At 54.1% G+C, this 21803-nt stretch carries 27 protein-coding genes; 10 read left to right on the top strand and 17 right to left on the bottom strand.

Features of this window, described 5'->3' with window-relative positions; all coding sequences use genetic code 11:
• Window positions 1-3 precede the first annotated feature (3 nt).
• The 8 genes from ACUN9X_RS14425 to ACUN9X_RS14390 form a co-directional block, all read right to left on the bottom strand.
• Window positions 4-324 carry a DUF2523 family protein gene (locus tag ACUN9X_RS14425; RefSeq protein ID WP_445473542.1) on the bottom strand — a complete coding sequence of 107 codons (321 nt, stop codon included), beginning with the start codon at window positions 322-324 and terminating at the stop codon, window positions 4-6.
• 4 nt (window positions 325-328) lie between these two features.
• Window positions 329-1627: a hypothetical protein gene (locus ACUN9X_RS14420; protein ID WP_445473541.1), complete on the bottom strand. Its 1299-nt coding sequence runs from the start codon at window positions 1625-1627 to the stop codon at window positions 329-331.
• A gap of 121 nt (window positions 1628-1748) precedes the next feature.
• Window positions 1749-1994, bottom strand: coding sequence for a hypothetical protein (locus ACUN9X_RS14415; protein ID WP_445473540.1), 246 nt, complete (start codon window positions 1992-1994; stop codon window positions 1749-1751).
• Window positions 1995-2012: 18 nt separating this feature from the next.
• Entirely contained in the window at window positions 2013-2267 is a 255-nt protein-coding gene (locus ACUN9X_RS14410; protein ID WP_445473539.1) for a hypothetical protein, read from the bottom strand.
• A gap of 102 nt (window positions 2268-2369) precedes the next feature.
• On the bottom strand, window positions 2370-2669 hold the full coding sequence (locus ACUN9X_RS14405) for a hypothetical protein (RefSeq protein WP_445473538.1): 300 nt from the start codon (window positions 2667-2669) through the stop codon (window positions 2370-2372).
• Window positions 2670-3019: 350 nt separating this feature from the next.
• The gene (locus tag ACUN9X_RS14400) at window positions 3020-3286 is read right to left on the bottom strand and encodes a hypothetical protein (protein ID WP_445473537.1); all 267 of its coding nucleotides are present in this window, start codon (window positions 3284-3286) and stop codon (window positions 3020-3022) included.
• A complete protein-coding gene (locus ACUN9X_RS14395; RefSeq protein WP_445473536.1) occupies window positions 3283-4092 on the bottom strand; it encodes a hypothetical protein in 810 nt (269 codons plus the stop codon). Before ACUN9X_RS14395 ends, ACUN9X_RS14400 begins: the two co-directional genes overlap by 4 nt.
• Before the next feature lie 2 nt (window positions 4093-4094).
• Window positions 4095-4310: a DNA-binding protein gene (locus tag ACUN9X_RS14390; RefSeq protein ID WP_445473535.1), complete on the bottom strand. Its 216-nt coding sequence runs from the start codon at window positions 4308-4310 to the stop codon at window positions 4095-4097.
• 480 nt (window positions 4311-4790) lie between these two features.
• Here ACUN9X_RS14390 and ACUN9X_RS14385 point away from each other — a divergent pair, with 480 nt between their 5' ends.
• Window positions 4791-5438 carry a DUF2971 domain-containing protein gene (locus ACUN9X_RS14385; RefSeq protein WP_445473534.1) on the top strand — a complete coding sequence of 216 codons (648 nt, stop codon included), beginning with the start codon at window positions 4791-4793 and terminating at the stop codon, window positions 5436-5438.
• Between the two features lie 245 nt (window positions 5439-5683).
• Here ACUN9X_RS14385 and ACUN9X_RS14380 read toward each other — a convergent pair whose 3' ends face one another.
• Window positions 5684-6604: a CAAX protease gene (locus tag ACUN9X_RS14380; RefSeq protein ID WP_445473533.1), complete on the bottom strand. Its 921-nt coding sequence runs from the start codon at window positions 6602-6604 to the stop codon at window positions 5684-5686.
• Window positions 6605-6841: 237 nt separating this feature from the next.
• Window positions 6842-7261: a hypothetical protein gene (locus tag ACUN9X_RS14375; protein ID WP_445473532.1), complete on the bottom strand. Its 420-nt coding sequence runs from the start codon at window positions 7259-7261 to the stop codon at window positions 6842-6844.
• 799 nt (window positions 7262-8060) lie between these two features.
• Between ACUN9X_RS14375 and ACUN9X_RS14370 the strand changes: the two genes are divergently transcribed.
• The 4 genes from ACUN9X_RS14370 to ACUN9X_RS14355 all read left to right on the top strand — a co-directional run bounded on the left by ACUN9X_RS14370 (window position 8061) and on the right by ACUN9X_RS14355 (window position 9885).
• Window positions 8061-8351, top strand: a complete 291-nt coding sequence (locus ACUN9X_RS14370; RefSeq protein ID WP_445473531.1) for a type II toxin-antitoxin system Phd/YefM family antitoxin — start codon at window positions 8061-8063, stop codon at window positions 8349-8351.
• A complete protein-coding gene (locus ACUN9X_RS14365) occupies window positions 8296-8556 on the top strand; it encodes a type II toxin-antitoxin system RelE family toxin (RefSeq protein ID WP_445473530.1) in 261 nt (86 codons plus the stop codon). The genes ACUN9X_RS14370 and ACUN9X_RS14365 overlap by 56 nt, the downstream gene beginning before the upstream one ends.
• 18 nt (window positions 8557-8574) lie before the next feature.
• Entirely contained in the window at window positions 8575-8841 is a 267-nt protein-coding gene (locus ACUN9X_RS14360) for a hypothetical protein (RefSeq protein WP_445473529.1), read from the top strand.
• Between the two features lie 567 nt (window positions 8842-9408).
• Window positions 9409-9885 (top strand): PACE efflux transporter, encoded by a 477-nt coding sequence (locus ACUN9X_RS14355; RefSeq protein ID WP_260034311.1) that lies wholly within the window; start codon window positions 9409-9411, stop codon window positions 9883-9885.
• A gap of 161 nt (window positions 9886-10046) precedes the next feature.
• Here the strand turns inward: ACUN9X_RS14355 and ACUN9X_RS14350 are convergent, their stop codons facing one another.
• Window positions 10047-10790, bottom strand: a complete 744-nt coding sequence (locus tag ACUN9X_RS14350) for a Crp/Fnr family transcriptional regulator (protein ID WP_445473528.1) — start codon at window positions 10788-10790, stop codon at window positions 10047-10049.
• A gap of 111 nt (window positions 10791-10901) precedes the next feature.
• Between ACUN9X_RS14350 and ACUN9X_RS14345 the strand changes: the two genes are divergently transcribed.
• On the top strand, window positions 10902-11768 hold the full coding sequence (locus tag ACUN9X_RS14345; RefSeq protein WP_260034309.1) for a LysR family transcriptional regulator: 867 nt from the start codon (window positions 10902-10904) through the stop codon (window positions 11766-11768).
• 129 nt (window positions 11769-11897) lie between these two features.
• Window positions 11898-12938 (top strand): lipoyl synthase, encoded by a 1041-nt coding sequence (gene lipA / locus ACUN9X_RS14340; RefSeq protein ID WP_260034308.1) that lies wholly within the window; start codon window positions 11898-11900, stop codon window positions 12936-12938.
• 33 nt (window positions 12939-12971) lie between these two features.
• On the opposite strand, the gene ACUN9X_RS14335 is transcribed toward lipA, so the two are convergent.
• Window positions 12972-13823, bottom strand: coding sequence for a fructosamine kinase family protein (locus tag ACUN9X_RS14335; protein WP_445473527.1), 852 nt, complete (start codon window positions 13821-13823; stop codon window positions 12972-12974).
• Window positions 13824-13944: 121 nt separating this feature from the next.
• On the opposite strand from ACUN9X_RS14335, the gene fabB reads away from it, so the two are divergent.
• Entirely contained in the window at window positions 13945-15168 is a 1224-nt protein-coding gene (gene fabB, locus ACUN9X_RS14330; RefSeq protein ID WP_445473526.1) for a beta-ketoacyl-ACP synthase I, read from the top strand.
• Window positions 15169-15277: 109 nt separating this feature from the next.
• Entirely contained in the window at window positions 15278-16015 is a 738-nt protein-coding gene (gene fnr, locus ACUN9X_RS14325; RefSeq protein ID WP_445473525.1) for a fumarate/nitrate reduction transcriptional regulator Fnr, read from the top strand.
• Between the two features lie 70 nt (window positions 16016-16085).
• On the opposite strand, the gene ACUN9X_RS14320 is transcribed toward fnr, so the two are convergent.
• Window positions 16086-16979 (bottom strand): sugar nucleotide-binding protein, encoded by an 894-nt coding sequence (locus ACUN9X_RS14320; RefSeq protein ID WP_445473524.1) that lies wholly within the window; start codon window positions 16977-16979, stop codon window positions 16086-16088.
• A gap of 298 nt (window positions 16980-17277) precedes the next feature.
• Here ACUN9X_RS14320 and ACUN9X_RS14315 point away from each other — a divergent pair, with 298 nt between their 5' ends.
• Window positions 17278-17637: a hypothetical protein gene (locus ACUN9X_RS14315; RefSeq protein WP_260034302.1), complete on the top strand. Its 360-nt coding sequence runs from the start codon at window positions 17278-17280 to the stop codon at window positions 17635-17637.
• On the opposite strand, the gene alr is transcribed toward ACUN9X_RS14315, so the two are convergent.
• From alr to ACUN9X_RS14295, 4 genes are all read right to left on the bottom strand, one after another.
• On the bottom strand, window positions 17634-18719 hold the full coding sequence (gene alr, locus ACUN9X_RS14310; RefSeq protein ID WP_445473523.1) for an alanine racemase: 1086 nt from the start codon (window positions 18717-18719) through the stop codon (window positions 17634-17636). The genes ACUN9X_RS14315 and alr overlap by 4 nt on opposite strands.
• 81 nt (window positions 18720-18800) lie before the next feature.
• Entirely contained in the window at window positions 18801-20198 is a 1398-nt protein-coding gene (gene dnaB / locus ACUN9X_RS14305; protein ID WP_260034300.1) for a replicative DNA helicase, read from the bottom strand.
• 249 nt (window positions 20199-20447) lie between these two features.
• A complete protein-coding gene (gene rplI / locus ACUN9X_RS14300; RefSeq protein ID WP_260034299.1) occupies window positions 20448-20894 on the bottom strand; it encodes a 50S ribosomal protein L9 in 447 nt (148 codons plus the stop codon).
• 20 nt (window positions 20895-20914) lie between these two features.
• On the bottom strand, window positions 20915-21781 hold the full coding sequence (locus ACUN9X_RS14295) for a hypothetical protein (RefSeq protein ID WP_445473522.1): 867 nt from the start codon (window positions 21779-21781) through the stop codon (window positions 20915-20917).
• Between the last annotated feature and the right edge of the window lie 22 nt (window positions 21782-21803).

Here is a 21803-nt window from a genome sequence, read left to right as displayed (position 1 = left end):
TCCTTAGCCGATCACGTCCATGACGTAGCGGGTGACCCGGGCATTGATGATCATGTTGAAGGCCTCCGGGAGTTTGAGGTAGGTGGCGACGCCCAGCACCTGGCTGTCGAGCTGGCCCCAATAGGTTTCGATAGTGCTGGAGACGTTAAGCTGGCTGAGGACTTCCTGGGCCACGGCCCAGCTGTAGCCAATGAAGGCAATCTTGGCTTTGGTGAGGGCAATGACGATCCACGCCCCGACCTTGATCAGCATGTCGTCAAACAGCCCCGGGATGCTGGTGAAGAACGCCCAGATGGCGTCGAAGAAATCTGCAATGAATTCCATGGTGTTACCCCCTTCCAGAGAACAGGATGCCGGCGGATATGAACGCCGCGCAGAACAGGACAATGGCCCCGAGGATGTCGAGGCCCGGTAAGAAGCGGTTGAGGGAGAAGTTAATCTCAACGCCCATAATGGTTTTGGTGTTGTCGTCCACGGAGCCACCACCGGTCAGGTTGGTGCTGAACATGGCCTGGACGTCGCCTTTGATCTCGTTGATCTTGGCCTGGTAGTCGGCCATGACCTGGTCGTACTGTTCGGTGGGGTCGGTCAGTTCGGTGTCGATGGGTTCGCCGGACCAGGTGATGGGGTCTTCGGTTTCGCCTTCCCCGTCACCATCACCGTTGCCACCTCCACCGCCGGGGATTTTGCCGATCGCGTCGGTGATGGCGTCGGTGCCACTTTTAACGGCACTGGTGAGGCCTTCGAGTTTGTTCTTGATGTTGGTGGTTTCGGTGTTGCCCTGTTCCATCAGTTTCTTGATGTCAGAGAGTTGGTTGGTGATGCCGGTGGTATCCCCTTCCCCATCGCCGTCACTGTCACCGTTGCTGTCGGGGTTCGGGCCTTCTTTGACGATGCCTTCGCACTGGAAGGCGTAGCCTTGTTTGCCGAGGATCAGGGCCGCGCCGTCATTGCATTGCGGGGGTTTGGAATCCGCCGGGAAGCAGGAGGCGGTGTAGCTGCCATCATCCTGTTCCTTGAAGCCGAAGGTGCCGCCCTCCGGGCAACTGTTATCGCCGCAGACGGATTTTTGGTTGCCGCCAAAACCAATGGCGCCGATGTAGTCGGACGCACCTTTTGCGCATTCTTGCTGGGGGTTTTCCAGGCAGACGCTGTCGAGGGCGGAACCGGAGCTGCAGACGGTGACGCAGTAACCGGCCTGTTCATAGAACTGGCCATTCTCGACGCACTCTTCCGGTTCCTGCGGCGCGATGCATTGCTGGGTTTCCGGATGGATTAGATTCGGCGGCACGCAGGGTTGAGGGACGTTTTCGTTGCATCCGGTTGCACTCGCCGGGCACTCCGCAGGCTCGCCACCGCCCACCCATCGATAAACCGTATAGCGCGCACAAATACTGTTGCCGGTACACAGCGACATATCGATCCACAGCGTGTAGTAGGCATAGGTCGCGATGTTTTTATGGTAGGTGTTCCACTGCTCGATTTTGACCTGATCCCAGTTATCAAACTGCCAGGACTTCTGCGAAAAATATGAAGTCGTGTACTGAGACCATTCGGCAGAGGCCTGAATGCCATAACCCATTGTCAGTAGGAATAAGATCGCCAGTTTGAGTCGAGTGTTCTTCATCTTTCAGGCTCTGCATTAAAAAGGGCCGGAAGTCCGGCCCTCTGGGTGTGCATCAGTTGCCGTTGTAGCCGAGGGCGAACATCGAGGCCCATAGGGCCCCGATGAGGACACCGGTGAACATTTAACGGCGCAGGATGCTGACGATCATGCCCAGGCCGGTCACGATGGCGACCAGGGCAATCACACCGGTCACCGCTGTGGTGACGTTGGTGGAGCCGTCAGTGAAGGCGCCGTCGATCGCGGATGAGTGATCCACTGCAGCGGCAGTGCCTGCAGCCAGACCCGCGACCAGGGCGGTGCCGATTTTGGCGCTGCGACGAGCCCAGACGCCGTTCTTTGCTTTTTTCATTTCGATAACTTCAGACATGGTGATTTCTCCTTTGGTTTAAGTGACCTTTCGCATGACCTGGACGAGGCGGCTGAGTCCGATTCCGATGGCCCAGAAGACCAGGCCGGAACCCATGACAAGGCCGATCATTTCAGGATCGGGCGAAAGGTATTCAGCAAACACCGTTTCGATGTCTTGTTGCTGAATCTGTTGCACTGTCCAGGTGCCGCCGTTGCAGGCCATGACGGCGTGGCCGTTGAGGCTTTCGCTGGTCAGGGTGCCGGTGCATTGGTAGTTCTGGACGGTGCTCACCAGTCCTCTCCTTTGACGGGGCAGCCGTTGGCTTCAATGAGAAGCAACAGGCTGACCCAGCGGTAGCGGAGGACGGTGAGAATGCGGTTCATAGGTCAGCCCTTATGCCGCCGGTTTCTTAATGGCGTCCTGGGGCTTGAGCTCCAGGGCCTTGAAGGTGACTTTGCCCCCTGCCCCGGCTTTCATCTGGGCTTTGACGACGAACATGGCCGGGAGCTTGTCGGCGTGGTTGCGCAGTTGGTCGATGTGTTTGTAGTCGCAGGCGATCTTCATCACTTCGTTGCCGACGCGGTGTTCTTCGTTAGCGTCGGCTGGTGAGTAGGCCCAGACAGAGCCGCCTCGATTGCCGTCAATGTCGTAGCGGGTGGCGCCGATGATCATCAGGTTCAGGTAGTTTTCCATTGTCGTGTTCCTCGTTTTTTTGATGGCCCGTTTCGGGTTTTTCGTTGCTTGGTCAGGCATTCGCTGATCGGTTGGGATTCAGGAAGCCGGTGGGTGTTGGTGGTTTGCGACCCCTTGGGGGCGGGCTCTACTCGCTTTGCTCCTGGTCACTAAGGTGACCACCCTTACGGGTAACGATCCCTGTCGCCTGCCGCGCTCCGCTTGCCTCCTGTGCTCATGGTTCGGAATCAAGGGGCGGGCGTCCTCCCCCGGCATCCTCACCACTCTCTGTGCGCACTGTGGACCGGTCAGTGACCGCCACAAGGCCAGGGGGCCTGCGGCCCTGGCGCGGGGCGCCAGCCTTGCAGCGCTCACTGTCCAGTCCCCTGATCGTGCGCGAGTGGTGACGATGACGGGGGCGGACTCGGGGACTGTTCAGGGGGTTGGGCCTGAAAGCCCAAATCAGGGCAGCCTGCGTCAAGCCAGGCGCGCAGGACGGCGCCGCTGAGGGTCCAGAGGTCGGTACCGCGTTGGATCGCTTCCTGTTGGAGTTGCAGGTAACAGGAACCCGGGGCGACCACGTAGAAGCGGCGTTCTTTGTCTTCGACCTTGCGTTGTCTTGGGGGTATGCGGGTCATGGGGTGTTCTCCATTACGTGGGGGCTTTCCAGGCGACCGCTGTCCCAGGCATCGCGCAGGGTGATGAGGCGGTCGAAGGCTTCGCTGTGGTAGTGCTGGCGTTCCAGCTCGGTCAGCAGGGCATCGGTGAAGTTGGCCTTGCAGCGGGCCATGTAGTCGCCCGGTAGGTCGGTGCGCACCTGGGTGAGTTGGTCCAGGCGTTGGCACAGGGTTGTAAAAAGACCTTCCAGAGACGGAATAGGGGCAGGCTCAGAGATAGGACTCTGGAAGGTGGTTGAAACGGGTTCGGTCGGGTGCTGAGTGATCTGGTCCAGCAGGTCGGTATGGGCGTCCAGGGCGACGGTATACAGGGTGTTGTCGAGCCCTTCTAATGCGTCACGCATGCCCGCTAGTCTGATGGTGCTGTCGATGGCAGCACTGCGTTCGCCGTGTTGGAGCAGCATATGACCGACGTGGTGGGCGCTATTGATGCCGTTGCGGACGGTGTCGCGGTGGGTGGCGACGTTCAGGCCTTTTAAGGCTTTGCAGGCGCGGCCCATGGCGTAGGCGGCGAACGGTACGACCCTGGAGGGGACGCAGCACACGTAGTCGGCTAAGAGAAGGTGTAGCTCTCTTGCCTTGCCAGACTCAGGGCCACCCATGAAGGCGTGGAACAATAGGGAGCGATCCGTGCGGAAGGCTTCAAGCTCTCCCCGCTCCCAAGCGTTGACGGCCTGCCAGAAGATGGCATCCACGTCAGTGGACGCCATGGTGTCCATACCGTCGTTCATGGCGGCTTCTGGAGTGAGATTGCGAATACAGATCATGGTTACAGGTCCCCCGATTCCATTTCTTCAAGAAGACGGACGATGTTGACCATGCGGTGACGCCCGATTTTGTGTGTCGGGATGTAGGCGCGCTTTACCCAGCCTTCTACTACACCAGCATCAACACGGACCCATTCGGCGAACTCGCGCCATTCCATTAATGGGGGCCAGTTCAGGTCCTTAATGCGCTCTGCCAGTTGTTCGTCTATCATGCTCATAGGTCAAAAACGTCCAAAACGGATGATCAACAACTCAGTAGATTCACTCAATAATTGAACTATAGCCTTAAAAAAGCCTTAGCTCAACTATTGAGCTCATATTTTGAGTGGGTTTTTATATCAATATGGAATCGATACTTAGTCGAGCTAGAATTTTGGTGAAGATGCTAGGGGTGGATCACTTCGCCAAGAACAGCGAAATCCCGGCTAGCAGATGGTCAAGCGTGACTTATAAGAGCGTAAGGATGAGCACGGAAGAATTAGACGTCCTCCAGAAAGAGTTTCCCCAATACAGGCTATGGCTCATAAGCGGAGAAATCTCGCCTGAAATTGAGCAAACCAGTCCAGAATACGATGCAGTTAACTCAAAGTTAGACAGTCGCGCCGAGGGATAGCAGTCACAAAACAGGTTTTGGAAAGGTGGTTCCTAAATCGGCAAAAAGCTAACTGATTAATTTCAAATAAATAGAAGGAGGCAATTTGACTAATGAAAACAACAACTTTGGACATTACACTAGCCAAGCTGGGTTGATAGGGATAATGGGAAACCAAAAAATATGGGCCACAAACATAAAGTACCTTAATGATGAAAATGAATTTAGTGATGCGCTAAGACATATTAGAGAAAGACTTATCAAAAGAAATAAGATAAAAAGCGACCACCCTAATTACGAGCTCTCAACTGAATATGCCAACGAGATTGAAAAGAAAGTTAGCAATTTAGATGAGCTAAAATCCGAGTCAATTTTTACAACCTCTTTTACAAAAGAAACAGATTTATTAAGCCAATGGCGCGGATACTGCCAAAGTGATGCGGGCTACTGCATAAAAATAGATTTACAAAGCATCAAGGAAGAGGCTGAAAATCAATATGAAGAGGTACATTTATTCGACTGCATATATAGCCCCGAAGAAAAAAGTACAAAAATAAAGCATCTTCTAAATAAGTACTGGCATCAATATAGAGAGTGCAAAACCAAAGAACAGAAAAAAAAAAGTAATAGAAAATCTGACAAGAGAAATAATACTGCTAGCCACGCATTTCAAGCACAACTCCTTTTCCGAAGAGGAAGAAAAGCGACTCGTTATTATCCTAAATTACGATGCATATGGAAATATAGAGTTTAGGCCGGGGTCATTTTCTATAGTTCCTTATCTGAAACTGGATATAACGCTAGATGCAATACGTGGCATAGTTATTGGGCCAACCTCTAATCAAACGCTAGCCAAAAGATCCGTCGAGCTTTTGATCGAGAAGAAGACTGGTTCGCCTGCGTTTTTGGGGGATATTGTCGTTGAATTATCAGAAACACCATTCAGGTCCTGGTAATAGGCTTAGAGTAAGGTGGAAAAAAGGATTCAATGACGTAACTTCAATCCGGATAAATGTAGAACACTTTCCTTCTAGGTTTGTAAGTGACAACTTTCTGAACGGCTCCTTCCCTTGACATCTTGTCAATAACCTTCCCTAACTTAGAAACCGAATTTATTTTAATTGGGCTGCTCGAGTGCTGGCATTTTCTAAGCTCCGAAATTGAGCAAACTCGATAAGCTCGATCAACAACTTTATTTCGAGAGAGTAGTTCAGACTTCAGATTCTGAACCAGTGAAATTAATGTAGTTATACTTTCTATTTTATCATGTAGATGATCGATTGCGTCTATTTCAGTCGTAACGCCATAACGCTTCCAAATAGGTTCATGGTGTACAATTCGATTTCTAAACTCTCTAACTGTCTTAGTTAAATCCTTTGCCGCAGTTAATGTCTGGCTTGCTTTTTTAGATGGCCAATTGCCTTTAAAAACGTGACTCATGTTTTTAGGCCAGATCAAATTAGGCCCCATAAACTCTTGATCGAGAATATGTTCCCATGTAGAAAATTCGGTTTTTGCTATTATTTCTTCATGCTTAGGTTTTACATTATATTGATTGTATCTAGTCTTCTTGTCACGAATAACCTGCCTAGAAGCATTGGAAAAATTTCGTTCAAGAGCCTGGACACAAAAAGGTTGCTGCTGGCAATTTGGATAAAATGACTTATAATGAAGTGTGCCTTTTTTCCACCAGAAACGACCTAAATCCTGTTTTAAGGCTTGATCAATGGAGTTGCGTAATGCCACTTCAGCCGAACAGATGAGAGGGTAAATTGCTGCAGAAGCCTGCATATTCCAGAGATAAGCGCCGGCTAACTCAATGTCAGACGCGCAAGGAAAAACCTGAGTATAGCTGGCAAGCCTATCCTGAGTAATGACTTGGTCGAGCAGTTCTGGTCTATATTTTAATGTTCTAGGCATGAATATCCTTAGATCTAATTGTTCTTTGCATCCGTTGACCACGCAGACCTGAGTCTCTAAACTTCACTTTAAGGTTGGCAGCTAGATCCAATGAGCGACGCTTACGACTAGTTGCATAAGACCAGAGAGTTTCGCCCCGGCCATGAGCCGGGGTTTTCGTTTCTACTAGACACTTCTTGCAACCCTCAAAGAATTCCATTCATCTCTCCGTAAGCAAAAACGTCGAAGGATTCGTTTTCAACTTCCCGAATTTAGCAAGTGCCGCCAGCGCATACACGCATTATCCATGTAAGCTTCACTCTCTCCGGTCCCATCTTTCCGATATTCTCCGGCCCAGTACTCGCACATCTCTTTGGCGCTATTCACCAGCTTAGCGTGTTCCGCTCGTTTAGCACGGTCGCGGGCCAGCTCCCGGTTCTGTTTCTCCAGATCGGCGTTGAGTTGTTTCAGTGGCCGGGTGATCACTTCCTTCATATCATCGGCAACACCGGAATCACGGAGATCCTGCTGGATGCGAGATTTAAAATTCGGGTCTTTGACCATGCTCTCCAGGGTGTTCCCGAGCGCGACCATAAAGAGAAGAGACAGAACCAGAAGGGTGATGACCGTCAGCATGTTGCCGACAAAGACTGCGAAGACCATTTTCCAGAAACTCACAGTCAGCTCCTTTGACCGGTCAGAGAGATATGACCTGATAGTAGCCATACTCGAAACTGGGTGCGAGTGGGGAAATGTAAAACGACGTGAAGGATTGTGAGAAAGGAGTCAGTTCTCTCCCTGACGAGTCACACCACTAGGCAGGTGTCGCTTCAGCCTGGCATCCATGCCGGCCTTCGAGATTCCGTTCAATGCTGAGCGACCATCAGCTTACTGGTTTTAAAGGACATGAGTACCCGTGATCGCCTACTTTTGAGTAGGACATCGACGCCAAGGGCCCAAAATCTTAGGTCGTGTGACATTCTCGACAGCAGTACCAACAGCCATTCGCAGCGGGGTACGTCTGCTTCGCCTGTCGAACCGCTGATCGGCAATTATCATGTAATCCGAGTGACTCGCGGTTCTGCGGCTCTGGGAGATGGTTGCATCCAGATACATGGACTTCGTGATCGTAGTTTTTGTTTACGAGGTATCGGTTAGCCATGTGAGCCTCCTGCTCTTTTTGTGATTGTTTTGTTTACATGTAAATAAAAGCTCAAAAATAAAGCGATCGCAAGTCAATCACAACCGAGCTGTTACCTAGTTGTTCACCGGACCCTACTTTGCTTTCGTTTCTCCCCTTTCTCACCTGCCCTTCGAATATAGGCCCCAATTTAAGACCTATATTTAGCCCTTTTTATGGTATAGAATTTCAGTCAGTGCCGTATGAGGTAAAGCAAGCCCCATGTGGTAGGCCTGATTGGTGGCTAGTGGCAGAGGCAGAGGCAGATGATGAGACTACGGGCACGGGAGAGAGAACATGAATAGCCTTTTTGCGAGGCTTGCGGCCACGATTTCGGAGCTAAAAGCGAATCCGAATGAAGTACTCCGGCAGTCCAATGGCGAACCCATTGTGATTCTGAGTCATAACAAGCCCAAAGCGTATATGGTGCCTGTTGAGACTTACGAACAGATGCAGGAGCAGCTTGAGGATTACCGGCTTCTACAGGAGGCTCGCAAGCGTTTGGATGACGAGTCAGTACTGGTGACCATCGATGAGCTACGCGCTGCGATTCAACAAGAAAGCCCTGAAGGAATGGAACAAGCTTAACTCCACGGTCCAGGCGGAATTTCTGAATATTTTGGAACGCCGCCTGGAGAATCCCCGCATACCCAAGCACCGCCTTCGGGGCGATCCCGACCTTTACAAGATCAAACTTCGTTCAGCCGGGTTTCGGTTGGTATATCATGTAGACGATGGCGTCGTTACGGTGACTGTGATTACCGTGGGGCGGCGGGATACTGTCTATAAGTGATCGAAGAAGGGCGATGTTATGGCTCTGGATACCGAAGAGGAAATGGAGGCTTATCGTAAGGGTCGGCAAGCCTTTATCGAAAATAAAAGACGCTTTGTTCCTAGCCCTTATCCTAAAGGATCAAAGGAATACGATGCCTTTATGCGCGGCATGGACCAAGCACTAAAAGCGAGTGACAACCCAACTTCTTACTCGCCAGGAGCGGGCCAACGTTCATCGAGCTTAGCCGACAAGTACCGCAATATGCGCGACTGGACGAAGCGGGAAGACGACGATGACGACTAAAAGGGGCGTTGTCCCCTTGCCTACCGCCTTGTACTTTTCTGCCTGTTTTTGCCTTTTTCGATTCTCGTAACTGTCTGTTTTGACTAAACTTGTCGGTTACTGTCCGGCGTCCCCTAGCACTCATAATGCTGGGGTCGCGAGTTCGAATCTCGCCCTTGCTACCAGTATTCAAAAGGCCCCTCGCGCAAGCGTGGGGCCTTTTTTGTTGGATGGCCCTTTCAACCTCCCCCGCCGTAACTTCAAAGGGTCTGGTTCGAGATAAATAACCATTGTTGGATTCGCTCCCCAAAAGGACAAATCGTTCCAATTCCCGGGTTTCAATAGTTGAATATGTGCCTGTATTAGCGGGATTTGTACGGATACAAATTGCGCTATTGAAAATTCATACTGCTGAAATAACGGTTTTAAAAAACGCCCTTATTACCAACGGACCAAAGGGTTGAAGCGCCTTTTTTGTTACAGGCGAACGTACCTGCAGGACTTAAAACAAGATCCTGAATCCTTGAGGACGACCTCTCCCAATCCGGGAAGCACATGCGGGACGGCCCGCCTTTTCGGAGCATTTCCATGCGAACTCCTAAAGACAGAATTCGTCAGGCCGTTTCATTTGAAGCCATCGGGCTGATGCTGGTGATTCCGCTGGGATCTTTTATCTTCGGTTTTTCCCTTGAGTCATTCGGCATTTTGGGCGCTATCGGTGCGTCGATGGCGACTGGATGGAATTATCTTTACAACCTGCTTTTCGATCGTGCGCTGAAGCGATGGCGGGGTTCCACTAGAAAAACGTTGGGCTTGCGTATCATCCATGCACTCGTATTTGAGCTGGGGCTGATGATCGCATTTCTGCCTGTCGTAGCCTGGTGGCTGGAGATTGGCCTGATCGAAGCCCTGGTTATTGATGCAGCCTTCGTCGTGTTCTACCTGATCTACACGTTTGTGTTTACCTGGTGTTACGACACGCTGTTTCCCGATCCGGACGCCCGCGCGCCCACCACAGAAGTTGATTCAGCCGACGATGGGTTGGCGGCTGAGGTGAGGCAATAACCCGCTGAGAGGGTGAAAGACTCAAGCCTTAGTCGGGGTGACCGCTTAACATAGGGCGGCAGAGCACTCGGCTATCGACCTTTGCGAGTCACGTCCAGTGTTCCAAACGAAAAAATCCCCGCGGTTGCGGGGATTTTCGTAATACACGTCAGACAAATCGCTTAGTGCTTGCGACTGCGCCCATTCTTGAGGCGCGAGAAGGTCGCAGTCGCGACGCCGAGCCATGCGGCAAGCTGATAATCGGGAATGCGCTGAACCAGTTCCGGATAGTCCCTGACCATTATTTGATAGCGCTCTTCGGCGCTGAGTGTCTGGCGCTCGAACTCACGGATTGTGGATTTCTCTGCCAACTCTTCCATCAGTGACAATGCGAAGTGGGCCCATGCACCCTCGCCATCTTGCTTGATGCAGTCACGGAAAGGGAAGAAATCCGCTTCCCATACCGTGCAAGGTGTCACCGTTGTGAGGCATAGCGTGTTGCGCTCGGAACGTGTGCGGGCAAACACTGGCCAGATCGCGCAACCCTCATCAAAGAAGTGGTGAATACTGACCCGCTTGTCAGGGCTCTGGCGATATAGACGGGCAACTCCAAATTCCACGAGATAGATGCGCTGCCAGGCACGGTTATGCTTCTCCAGCGTTACCTCTGAACCGTACGTCTTGTGCTCAAACAGCGCGGCCATTCGCTCGAGCAGTTCCTGGCGCGAACTGCTCAGTCGTTCCGGCATGCCCCAACCCAGTACACGTGCCAGACTGTTCCGAAGCGATCGGGCGCGCCCTTCCCGGTTCACCTGCGGCGGCCAGCGGTAGCTGTCGGTGAACTCAGACGCCATACACGGAGAGGACGCAGGCTGACTCAATATCGATTCGGCCGACGACACCAGAATATCATTCCGCTTACCCATACAAGACGCTCCGGAGAAAAATCGAAAAGATTAGCTCACTATTATTACATTGACATTCGCGCATAAAAACTGATTTATATTGCTACTATCAAGCAAAAAAAGTGATTGAATATGGATACCAAACTCGCCCGCACTTTTCTGGCTGTCGCTGAAACCGGCAGTTTTATCGATGCTGCCAATCGCCTGAGCATTTCCCAGACAACGGTGACAGCGCGCATACGGTCTCTGGAATCCCAGCTGGGCCAGTCCCTTTTTAATCGCGGAAGACACGGTGCAACGCTCACACCCCAGGGTGACCGGTTCATGTCATCAGCCCTGTCGATATTGCAGATATGGGAACGCGCCCGTCACGATGTCAACGTACCCGGCAACCAGCAGCATGTGCTGTCAGTCGGAGGCGAACTCAGCTTGTGGAACCCGCTGTTACTCAATTGGCTGGTATGGATGCGCCGGCATTGCCCCGATATTGCGTTGCGCACTGAAGTTGAGGACGCCGCCAGCCTGATCGGCAAGGTTGAGCGGGGCATACTGGATATTGCGGTTGTCTATTCACCGCTTTACCACCCCGGCCTGGTTGTCGAAATGCTGGAGGAAGAAAGGCTGATCATGGTCACCACCGATCCGTCCGGCGCTACCGCGGAAAACGAGCACTATGTCTACGTTGACTGGGGCCCCCAATTTTCCGAGCAGCACGACAAGGCCTTTCCGTACCTTAAAAGCTCAGGCATTTTCGTGGGGATGGGGCCTCTTGGTCTCAGTTACATACTGTCGGCGGGCGGTGCCGGCTATTTCCGCGAGCGAGGGGTTGATGCGCTGCTGAAAGATGGTCGTCTGTTTCGTGTGCCCAATGCACCGACATTCCCGTATCCGTCGTATATGGTCACAACCCAGGATGCTCCGCCAGCTGTCGGGCGTGGCATGGAAGGCCTGAGGACGGTGATCCACGACGGCATGTCACCCTGGGTAATGCCGGTCTGAGTCATGATCGGGTTCTCGGTTTTTCCCTACGACCGAACCAAGACATAAGGCGTAAATGGCTTGTAAGCGAACTGTCGCTTCTTTAACCTTTACAGGACGATCCATTCTCTTAGTGAGCACCTCTTTCGCATGACTGACGCAGCTGACAAGCGCATTTCCAGTGGTTCCAAATACCAGAGCGAACAGGGTTTTCATGCCATCAAGGATGGCATGAAACAGTCTGGCCATGCGAAAACACCGGTCAGCCGCAAGCCGAACTGGTTGCGGGCCCGCATGCCGGGTGGCGAGCGCTTTGATGCCGTGCGCAAGAATGTGAAGGATCATCGTCTGAGCACGGTATGCCAGGAATCACACTGCCCCAACATTGGCGAGTGCTGGAACAATGGTACCGCTACGATCATGGTAATGGGTTCTGTGTGCACCCGCGCCTGCAAATTTTGCGCGGTAGACACCGGCAATCCGAAGGGCTGGCTTGACCACGACGAGCCCGAAAATACCGCCAAATCCGTTGAGTTGATGGGCTTGCGCTACATCGTACTGACCTCAGTCGACCGGGATGATCTGGATGATGGCGGCGCAAGCCACTACGCTGCCTGCGTCAGAGCAATCAAGGCTCGTACACCTGAAGTCGCCGTGGAAGCCCTCACCCCGGATTTCGATGGTGTTCATGAGGCGATTGAAAAAGTCGTGGATTCCGGTCTGAACGTGTTCGCCCAGAACATCGAAACCGTAGAGCGCCTGACCCATTACGTACGGGATCCACGGGCAGGCTACGAGAAGACCCTGAAAGTGCTGGAGTACGCCAAAAAGCATCGCCCGGACGTGATCACCAAGACCAGCATCATGCTCGGCCTAGGCGAAACCGACGAAGAGATTCTGCAAACCATGGACGACCTGCTTGCAGTCGGCGTCGACATCCTGACTCTGGGACAGTACCTGCGCCCGACGCCCAATCACCTGCCGGTTGATCGCTACGTCACCCCCGACGAGTTCAACCGCTATCGTGATATCGGTCTCGAAAAAGGCTTTATGGAGGTTCCGTCAGGACCGATGGTACGCTCAAGTTATCGCGCCGACCGGGTATTCGAGAAGAATAATCTCGGACTGGCGATGCCTGCAGTGCCCGAGACAAAGAACGAGAGCCTCATCCCCGTCAAAGCGGTCGAATAACCACCCGTGCCAGGGCGCAGGCTCAGGCAGAGTCTAGACGTAACGGCTCAACACCTGCCGCACTTGAGACTGATAGCCGCCCCCAAACAGGTTCAGGTGATTCAGCAGATGGTAGAGATTATACAGCGGCGCCCTCTCCTCCCAATCCCTGCCGACGATCATGGATGCTGACATATAGGCATCATAGAACGCGGAGGATTGCCGACCGAACAGGGTCGTCATTGCCAGATCTGCTTCGGCCCACCCGTAATGCGCCGCCGGATCGATCAGCACCGGTGCGCCCTGCTCATCACAATGGACGTTGCCACTCCAGAGATCCCCGTGAATCAATGACGCCGGCATCCGTGGCACCCAGTCCGGCAACTTTGCGGCCAGGGTTTCCAATCGGGACAGGTCCATTTTGTCCAGCAATCCGGCGTCCCGTGCTCGCCTCCCCTGGTACAAGAGTCGCGCTTCAGCAAAAAAAGCATGACCATCCGCTATCCACGGATTAGGTTGCGGCGTCAGGCCGCAGAAGTTGTCATCATCAAAGCCGAATCGATCGGAGCCGCTGGCATGCATGGCCGCCAGACCGCGCCCCAATTGCTTGGCGAAATCACGGGCCGGCGCCCCGTCCAGCCACTCAAGCACCAGTCCCTGATCCGTGACACCCAATACCTCAGGCGTTCGGCAACCGGCTATGCCCGCCATCGCTCTCAGGCCGTCCGCCTCGGCCTGGAAAAATCCGGCCGGGGCATTGCGCAGTCTTTTGATAAAAACGACTCTGCCATTGCCCAGAGTGGCTCTGACGGCTTCGCTGATACTGTCCCCACCGACGGGCTCCGTGCGATAAGCCTGTGGCAACCCCACTGTCGCCAGCAACGTGTCGACGGCACTGCTTTTCATCCCTGCCTCCAGTCAGATCACTCGCTACGCCTCGACAAAGGTCACATTTCGTCAGAGCAGCCAAAGCGCCTAGAATGGGTGAATTACCTTCTTATATGCCATGGCATCGATGGAGATTGCAATGAAACGCGTGGTGATCACCGGGATGGGCATCGTGTCCTGTCTGGGAAACAGCGTCGAAGACGTCAACAACAGCCTGAAATCAGGACAATCTGGCATTCGCTTCAACGAGACCTACAAGGAGAAAGGGTTTCGAAGCCAGGTTTCGGGATCTGTCGATGTCGATACCTCTGCCATTGATCGCAAGATTCGCCGGTTTATGGGCCAGTCCGCAATGTACAGCTATCTGGCGATGCAACAGGCCGTTGAGTCAGCTCAACTCACTGATGACCTGATTTCAAGCGACAGAACGGGGCTGATCGCCGGCTCCGGCGGCGCGTCCTGTGCCAGTCAGGTTGAGGCAGTCGACATCATGCGCGAGCGGGGGGTCAAGAGAATCGGCCCCTACATGGTGCCGCGTATTATGACGAGCACCGTATCCGCCTGTCTCGCTACAGCTTACAAGATTCGGGGTGTGAACTACTCCATGTCATCCGCTTGCGCCACCAGCGCCCATTGTATTGGCCACGCAATGGAGCAGATTCAGATGGGTAAGCAGGACCTCGTATTCGCCGGCGGCGGCGAAGAAGAAGACTGGACGCTCACCATGCTGTTTGATGCCATGGGGGCGCTCTCTACCAAGTATAACGATGCCGCAGATACCGCCTCACGCCCCTTCGATAGTGGCCGCGACGGTTTCGTTATCGCCGGCGGTGGCGGTATGGTCGTGGTCGAAGAACTGGAGCACGCCCTCAAACGCGGCGCACCCATTATTGCGGAACTGGTCGGCTATGGAGCAACCAGCGACGGCTATGACATGGTCGCCCCCTCCGGTGAAGGCGCCATGCGCTGCATGCGCCAGTCGCTGTCGACTGTTAGCGGTTCGATTGACTACATCAATGCTCACGGCACCAGCACTCCGGTCGGTGATGCGGCAGAGATGAAAGCGGTGCGCGAAGTCTTCAAAGATCTGACCGGCTCCATCCCGGCCATTTCGTCGACCAAATCATTGTCTGGCCACTCCCTGGGTGCAGCGGGTGTGCACGAAGCGATTTACTCGTTGCTGATGCTGCAGAACGGCTATATCAGCGGCACTGCAAACTACCACTCGGCCGACGCCGAAATTGCCGACATGCCGATTGTCGGCCCGAACGCGAAAGATGCCCATCTCGAACGGGTGATGTCGAACAGCTTCGGCTTCGGCGGCACCAACGCCTCCCTGGTATTCCAACGCTACACAGGCTGATCTTGTGCTCGGGGAAGCCCTGCTTCCCCGTGAGTATCTTTCCTGGTTGGCAATCAGACAGCATCCCTTTATCGTTAGGTATTCGTTAAAGACAGGAAGCCGGATTGCCATGAGTCGACGCATTGCCACAGAGTCCATCCCCCGACTTAAGCCGGGCTGTGAGTATTGCAGCCTCAGCAAACTGTGCCTGCCGCTGGCTGTCAGCGAAGATGAACTCGAAAGCCTCGAGAATGTGGTGCACCCAAGTTATAACCTGAACCGGGGCGAGCATGCGTTCCGTCAGCGCGAGCCATTCAGGTCCTGCTATGCGGTGCGCAGTGGCGCAATCAAAACGTATATTCTGACTGACCGGGGTGAAGAGCAGATCACCGGCTTTTACCTGCCCGGCGAAATTATCGGCTTCGACAGCATGGGCGCCGACAACTACGCATGCTCGGCGAAGGCCCTTGAGCGCAGCAGCCTTTGCGAGTTTGCCTTCGACAAGATGGAGTCACTTGCCCAGCAGCTGCCCAACCTGCAGCACCACCTGTTTCAGTTGATGAGTAACGAGATCAAAAACAGCCAGACACTCTCAGTGCAACTGAGCAAGCACACGGCAGACGAACGTATTGCGGCGATGCTGCTATCCCTCTCGTCCCGGTTTAGCCGGCGCCGGCTTTCACCGACCGAACTGACGCTGCCGATGGCCCGGCATGACATTGCCAATTACCTGGGGCTGGCCGTAGAAACTGTCAGCCGGGTAATGACGCGTTTCCACAAATCAGGGCTGATTGAAGCCCAGGGGCGAAACGTCACACTAAAGGATGTTGAAGGATTACAGGCCCTGAGCATTCAGGGCGCGCAGTAAACGAAAAGCCGCTGACCGGCGGACAACCGGTGCGGCTTCGTTCAAAGTCGTGATTCTCGGGGAGCTGTGATTAAGTCTGGCGATCTGGTTGGCGTGCTGCAGCGCTTTCATCGCCCGGCGCAGTTGAACGCGCCATACCCGCTTCTTCTGTAATACTGGTGCGCCATGGCACCTGTTTAACGCCAAAGGTGTTGCGGACCTTGATACAGCCCAAGGTTGCGTTTTCGGGCTCGAGAGCGGCCCACTCCGGCGTATGATCCACCACATGCACGCCATCAAAGTCCGGCAATGCATTCACAATCGCAAGACCCAGTTCGTACTGACTGATTTCTTCCGCTCCTGCGTATTGATAGGTTCCCCAGACTTCCGCACCGCAATCGACCTGCAGTATCAATGCCCTCATGACTCGCGCCAGATCCCTCACAGCCACAGGCTGACCATGATGACGACTGGAAAGCTCAAGCTTGGCGCTGTGCGTAACCGATGATCTGATCTTGCGGATAAAGCGCTGAAGGCTCCATCCGGTTCGCAGAATGAGATGGCGCGGCAACAGGGTTCTCAGGGCCTGCTCACACTCCCACTGCCAGTTACCCAGCTGACTGAACGGCTGCCCTGGATTGGAGGTGATATAAGCACTCTGCTTGCGCCCGTCAAACACGTAGCAGGTCGAGAGTTGAAGCAGCGCTATATCGTTTGCATTGGCGTACTCTGCAAGCGCCACCGGAATTGAAAACGTCCACTGCCTGATGGCTTCAGGGTCTTGCTCTGCCGCTTCCGGGTCGTTATGCCAGAGTGCATTGACGATAAGATCAGTGTCCTCGGGAACCCAGTCATCCAGCGCTGACAAATCAACGCCATCCGGGCGACTGATCAACAAGGGATGAACCGACAACGATGTCTCCTTCAGGCTCTCCAGTAAAAGCCGCCCCAAGGGACCATAATCATGTACGACCAGAACATTCACGCCGGGGTATTCACTCCATTTTATACATCAGTTAACGAACAGAACGAGCGTGCCAGCAACCCGGTGCCAAACCCAAATTCGTCGTACCGCAGGATGCGGCATCACCAATCTGCGTCAGGTCACATCACAGCGACACACTTACCGTGCTGACAGCGACCAACGACGCCTGGAGCCAATGGTCGGCTCACCATGAGGGTTAGAATACGGCAACCCTCGGGATTTCGCACTAACCATCCGGGATCCCTCTGGCGGAGGTGCGTTGTCACTTCTCCGTTTTACCCAGAACACAGGATGCCCCATGCTGAAACAACAAAGTCACATTGTCGCCCCTATACCAGATAACCTTAAGACCAAAGCCCTGCTGACGGTTGAGGAGCTACGTTCCCGCGGGAAAGCAGACAAGCAAGCTGTAGACGAACTATACGAACTGATTGTTGAGTTGACTGACAACGGGCTCGACTTTTTCTTCCTGGAACCACTGCGCCGTCTGCGCGCGGGCAACATGATGATGGGCATGGCGAAAGTCGGGATCAGCAGCATGCTGAAGGGAAGCAAAATGGTCGTCCATAAAGTGCTCAAAAAACTGGACGACAAAAGCCTCGCATCAATTCTCGACTTTATCGAAGAAATTATCTGCGAACCCGAATTGCCTGCCTAAACCGCATTGTAGATTCGGGGCACCCGCGACGTGACACCGGTTAGAAGCTCGTAGCCAATCGTGCCGGCATGGACGGCGACTTCATCTACCGGGATGTTCGCTCCCCAGAGCTCGACCGTGTCACCCACTTTGGCATCGCCCACCCCGGTAAGATCGACTGCCAGCATATCCATGGATACACGCCCTATGGTCGTCGTACGTTGACCATTAATCCAGACTGGCGTACCCGACGGCGCGTGACGGGGATAGCCATCGCCATACCCGATACACACAATGCCCATCAACGTATCGCGCTCAGCGCGCCAGCTGGCACCATAACCGACAGATTCTCCCGCCTTCAGTGCGCGGGTGGTGGTAATCACCGACTCCAGGCTCATCGCGGGTTTCAATCCCAGCTCGCGGGCAGACTGCCCTATCATAGGGGTTGCGCCGTAAAGCATGATACCGGGCCGGGTCCAGTCAAAGGGCTGCAACTCATCGCGAAAGTGGGCGGCCGAGTTGGCTGCGCTGACTTCAAGCTCCGGGTAACGACTTGACAGGGCCGCGAGGATATCGTGCTGGTGCAGGGAGAAGTCATCGTTGCGGTCATCTGCGCAAGCATAGTGTGTCACCAGCCCGGCAAGCGTAACGTTCGGGACGGACTTAGCGCTCGCGATAACCTGATCGGCAACTGACGGCGAAAAACCCAGCCGGTTCATACCGGTATTGATCTTGAGCCAAATACGCAGCGGTCGGTCAGGAGGTGCGGAAGACAGGGCGTTCAGTTGCTGATCACTGTGAACAACCGGCTCCAGCTGGAGCTTACTACAGGTAGCAATATCGGCGGCCTGGTGAAATCCCTGCAAGAGCACCACGGGCTGGGCGATTCCTGCCTTTCGCACACGCTGCGCCTCTTCGATGCAGGCCACGGCAAAACGCTCGGCGTGACCGGCCAGAGCGCCGGCAACAGCTTCAATACCATGCCCGTACCCGTCAGCTTTGACGACCGCCATTACCCGCGCGTTCGGAACCTGCCCTGCGGCCACGGTGAAGTTGTGCTGCAATGCTGCCAGATCAATTCGTGCACGCGTCTCGCGTCCCATTAACCGCTCCGTCCTGTTTAACCGTCCGACTGGCCATACCTGAACTGATGATCGAAACTGCGTTGCCAGCGTTCAACTCTGCTAATAGTCGCCGCCGTAATCGCCGTGCGCCAGGTCTTCGAATTTGGTGTACTTGCCGATAAAGGCCAGCCGGACCGTGCCGATAGGCCCGTTACGCTGCTTACCGATAATGATTTCGGCAATTCCCTTATCGGCACTATCCTCGTTATAGACCTCATCGCGGTAGATAAACATGATGACGTCCGCGTCCTGCTCGATCGCACCGGACTCACGAAGATCCGAGTTTACCGGGCGCTTGTTGGGCCGTTGCTCCAGGCTCCGGTTGAGCTGGGAGAGCGCCACCACCGGACAACTCAACTCTTTCGCCAAGCCTTTCAGGGAGCGGGAGATTTCCGAGATTTCTGCGGTTCGGCCTTCGGTACTGCCCGGCACGCGCATAAGTTGGAGATAATCCACCATGATCAGACCGATCTTGCCGTTGTTCTCCCGGGCAATACGCCGGGCGCGAGAACGCATTTCAGTAGGGCTCAAACCGGCGGTATCATCAATGTAAAGCGGCTTATCCTTGAGCAGGCTGACCGCTGATGTCAGTCGCGGCCAGTCTTCCTCCTCAAGACGCCCACTCCGCATACGGGTCTGATCGATACGCCCGAGCGATGACAACATACGCATCACGATAGAATCTGCCGGCATCTCCATACTAAAGACCAGTACGGGTTCGCCGCTGCCCATCAAGGCGTTCTCAACCAGGTTCATCGCAAACGTCGTTTTACCCATAGACGGACGACCGGCAACAATCACCAGGTCCGACGGCTGCATGCCCGACGTCCATTCATCGAGATCCTTGAAGCCGGTAGTGGTGCCGGTAATCGCATCACCGGACTCGAAAAGAGTCTCGATCCGGCTCAGGGCCTTGGTAAGAATCGGGTTAATCGACTGGGGCCCGGTTCCTTCTTTCGCCCGGGACTCTGCAATCTTGAAAACATTGCGCTCAGCTTCATCAAGCAAATCATCACTGGTGCGCCCTTTGGGGTTGAACGCCGAATCAGCAATCCCCCCGGATACTTCAATCAGTTGGCGAATGACAGATCGCTCGCGAACGATATTGGCGTATGCCCCTATATTCGATGCCCCGGGCGTTTTCTCCGCCATCTCCGCGAGATAGTTGATGCCTCCGGCGTCGTCAATATCGCCTCCACGCTCCAGAAACTCACTGAGCGTGACCACATCCAACGGCTCGCCATCACCGGCAAGGCGCTCAATGGCAGCGAAAATCAGGCGATGGTCCTGCCGGTAAAAATCGGCGGAGGTTATCACTTCGGAAACCGCATCCCATTTGCTGTTGTCCAGCATCAGACCGCCGATAACAGCCTGTTCTGCTTCAATCGAATGGGGTGGCACCTTGATGCGCGACGTATCGGCGTCGGAGGTTGCCTGTTTTACGATGGGACTCACCATGGTACCGCGTATCCAGAGTGACAGAATGAATGGGGTTGTGGACGCGAGTCGTATGACCGATCGCTATCGAAAGTATCTAAGATAACCGCCGCAATGGCTCATCACAAGCGACTGTTGAAGCTGATTGATTTCCCAAAAAAACAGGCCCGGCAAACGCGTGAACGCTTGTCGGGCCTGCCATTCACAGCAATAGCGTTTAGCCTTGCAAACAGGTGAGGCTCGAAAGAACCCGCACCGGCATAGCAAAACTTACTCGGCTACGACTGTGACCTTGATAGTAACACTGACGTCTGAGTGCAATTGCAGCTCGATATCGTACTCGCCAATCGCGCGCAAAGGGCCTTCCGGCATCTTCACTTCGCTCTTTTCGATTTCGGTACCACCTGCAGTCACAGCGTCAGCGATATCACGCACACCAATAGAACCGAACAGCTTGCCTTCATCGCCTGCTTTTGAGGTGATGGTGAAAGCAGCGCCGTTCAGCGCTTCGGCACGTGCTTCAGCAGCTGCCAGCTTTTCAGCAGCAGCTTTCTCAAGCTCGGCGCGACGCGCTTCGAATTCTTCGATGTTGGCGCCAGTCGCAGGAACCGCCTTGCCGTATGGCAGGAGGAAGTTGCGGCCGTAGCCCGCTTTTACTTTTACTTTGTCGCCCAGGGAACCCAGGTTTGCGACTTTCTCGAGCAGAATAACTTCCATCTCGTTAACCTCTTCGTGCTTTATTCTACCGGTCCAGGGGGCTTTATTTTGCCCCTGAAATCCAGCCAGCTATCCACAAATGCCAACAACAGTAACAACAACATCAGACTCGGGCTTAGCAGCACCAGGGCGATATAGAACAAAAACAGCCACTGGACACTCATTTTGCGTTTGCCCACGATACCGTGGATCAGACCCAGCCCCGCAAACAACAGCGGAAAGCCGGCCGCCCAACTTACCAGTACCGGATTCAGACCTAGCAGCGGCGCCATGAACATGGCCACCACACACAGTACGGCAACTGGCCAGCTCAGTCTCAGTGCATGAAACTCTGCCCTGAAACCTCCGGGATTATAAAGTCCCGCTTGCCAACTTCTTGCCAACAAGGTGACGAGTACCGCAATCAGCAGGAAAGTACCTGCCATGCTCGCATTCATCACCTGCCTGATCAGTACATCGAGCTGATCGCCCAGTTGTTTGGCGACGTCCGGATTATAGCGTTGATAAAACGATATTCCGGTATCGACCAACTGGTTGATCAGCTGCGGGTATAGAACCGGCAGTAGCATACTCGCCACTATTGCCAGCCCGCTGCCCGTCAGCAGGGTTTTCTCCCAGGACGCGGTGGCGCGTAAAACAGCAACCATCACGATAACCTGGAGCAACACAAACAATGCGGTTGGATCGTTGCCGAACCAGCTCCAGCCAAGGGCGGGAAGCAGAGCCCAAAGGCCAACTGCCAATCCCTGACTGACGCCCAGCCTCAACATGACCAGGCCTACGACGGCCGCTCCAACCCAGGAGAGCAGCGGTACAGCCGTCGAAACAGCCGCTATCACGCTCGCCTGAAGGGGCCCGCGCATTGCAAACTGAGCCAATGCTTTCATGGGTCCCGAGTCCTGTTATTAC

The organism is Marinobacter sp. V032 (assembly GCF_052645435.1).
This window is presented reverse-complemented; position numbering and strand designations above follow the sequence as displayed.

Bases quoted from the DNA above. Each gene is read 5' to 3' on its own strand.
- ACUN9X_RS14425 (WP_445473542.1), bottom strand. From the start codon at position 324: ATGGAATTCATTGCAGATTTCTTCGACGCCATCTGGGCGTTCTTCACC.
- ACUN9X_RS14420 (WP_445473541.1), bottom strand. From the start codon at position 1,627: ATGAAGAACACTCGACTCAAACTGGCGATCTTATTCCTACTGACAATG.
- ACUN9X_RS14415 (WP_445473540.1), bottom strand. From the start codon at position 1,994: ATGTCTGAAGTTATCGAAATGAAAAAAGCAAAGAACGGCGTCTGGGCT.
- ACUN9X_RS14405 (WP_445473538.1), bottom strand. From the start codon at position 2,669: ATGGAAAACTACCTGAACCTGATGATCATCGGCGCCACCCGCTACGAC.
- ACUN9X_RS14400 (WP_445473537.1), bottom strand. From the start codon at position 3,286: ATGACCCGCATACCCCCAAGACAACGCAAGGTCGAAGACAAAGAACGC.
- ACUN9X_RS14395 (WP_445473536.1), bottom strand. From the start codon at position 4,092: ATGATCTGTATTCGCAATCTCACTCCAGAAGCCGCCATGAACGACGGT.
- ACUN9X_RS14390 (WP_445473535.1), bottom strand. From the start codon at position 4,310: ATGAGCATGATAGACGAACAACTGGCAGAGCGCATTAAGGACCTGAAC.
- ACUN9X_RS14380 (WP_445473533.1), bottom strand. From the start codon at position 6,604: ATGCCTAGAACATTAAAATATAGACCAGAACTGCTCGACCAAGTCATT.
- ACUN9X_RS14370 (WP_445473531.1), top strand. From the start codon at position 8,061: ATGAATAGCCTTTTTGCGAGGCTTGCGGCCACGATTTCGGAGCTAAAA.
- ACUN9X_RS14365 (WP_445473530.1), top strand. From the start codon at position 8,296: ATGAGCTACGCGCTGCGATTCAACAAGAAAGCCCTGAAGGAATGGAAC.
- ACUN9X_RS14360 (WP_445473529.1), top strand. From the start codon at position 8,575: ATGGCTCTGGATACCGAAGAGGAAATGGAGGCTTATCGTAAGGGTCGG.
- ACUN9X_RS14355 (WP_260034311.1), top strand. From the start codon at position 9,409: ATGCGAACTCCTAAAGACAGAATTCGTCAGGCCGTTTCATTTGAAGCC.
- ACUN9X_RS14350 (WP_445473528.1), bottom strand. From the start codon at position 10,790: ATGGGTAAGCGGAATGATATTCTGGTGTCGTCGGCCGAATCGATATTG.
- ACUN9X_RS14345 (WP_260034309.1), top strand. From the start codon at position 10,902: ATGGATACCAAACTCGCCCGCACTTTTCTGGCTGTCGCTGAAACCGGC.
- lipA (WP_260034308.1), top strand. From the start codon at position 11,898: ATGACTGACGCAGCTGACAAGCGCATTTCCAGTGGTTCCAAATACCAG.
- ACUN9X_RS14335 (WP_445473527.1), bottom strand. From the start codon at position 13,823: ATGAAAAGCAGTGCCGTCGACACGTTGCTGGCGACAGTGGGGTTGCCA.
- fabB (WP_445473526.1), top strand. From the start codon at position 13,945: ATGAAACGCGTGGTGATCACCGGGATGGGCATCGTGTCCTGTCTGGGA.
- fnr (WP_445473525.1), top strand. From the start codon at position 15,278: ATGAGTCGACGCATTGCCACAGAGTCCATCCCCCGACTTAAGCCGGGC.
- ACUN9X_RS14315 (WP_260034302.1), top strand. From the start codon at position 17,278: ATGCTGAAACAACAAAGTCACATTGTCGCCCCTATACCAGATAACCTT.
- alr (WP_445473523.1), bottom strand. From the start codon at position 18,719: ATGGGACGCGAGACGCGTGCACGAATTGATCTGGCAGCATTGCAGCAC.
- dnaB (WP_260034300.1), bottom strand. From the start codon at position 20,198: ATGGTGAGTCCCATCGTAAAACAGGCAACCTCCGACGCCGATACGTCG.
- rplI (WP_260034299.1), bottom strand. From the start codon at position 20,894: ATGGAAGTTATTCTGCTCGAGAAAGTCGCAAACCTGGGTTCCCTGGGC.
- ACUN9X_RS14295 (WP_445473522.1), bottom strand. From the start codon at position 21,781: ATGAAAGCATTGGCTCAGTTTGCAATGCGCGGGCCCCTTCAGGCGAGC.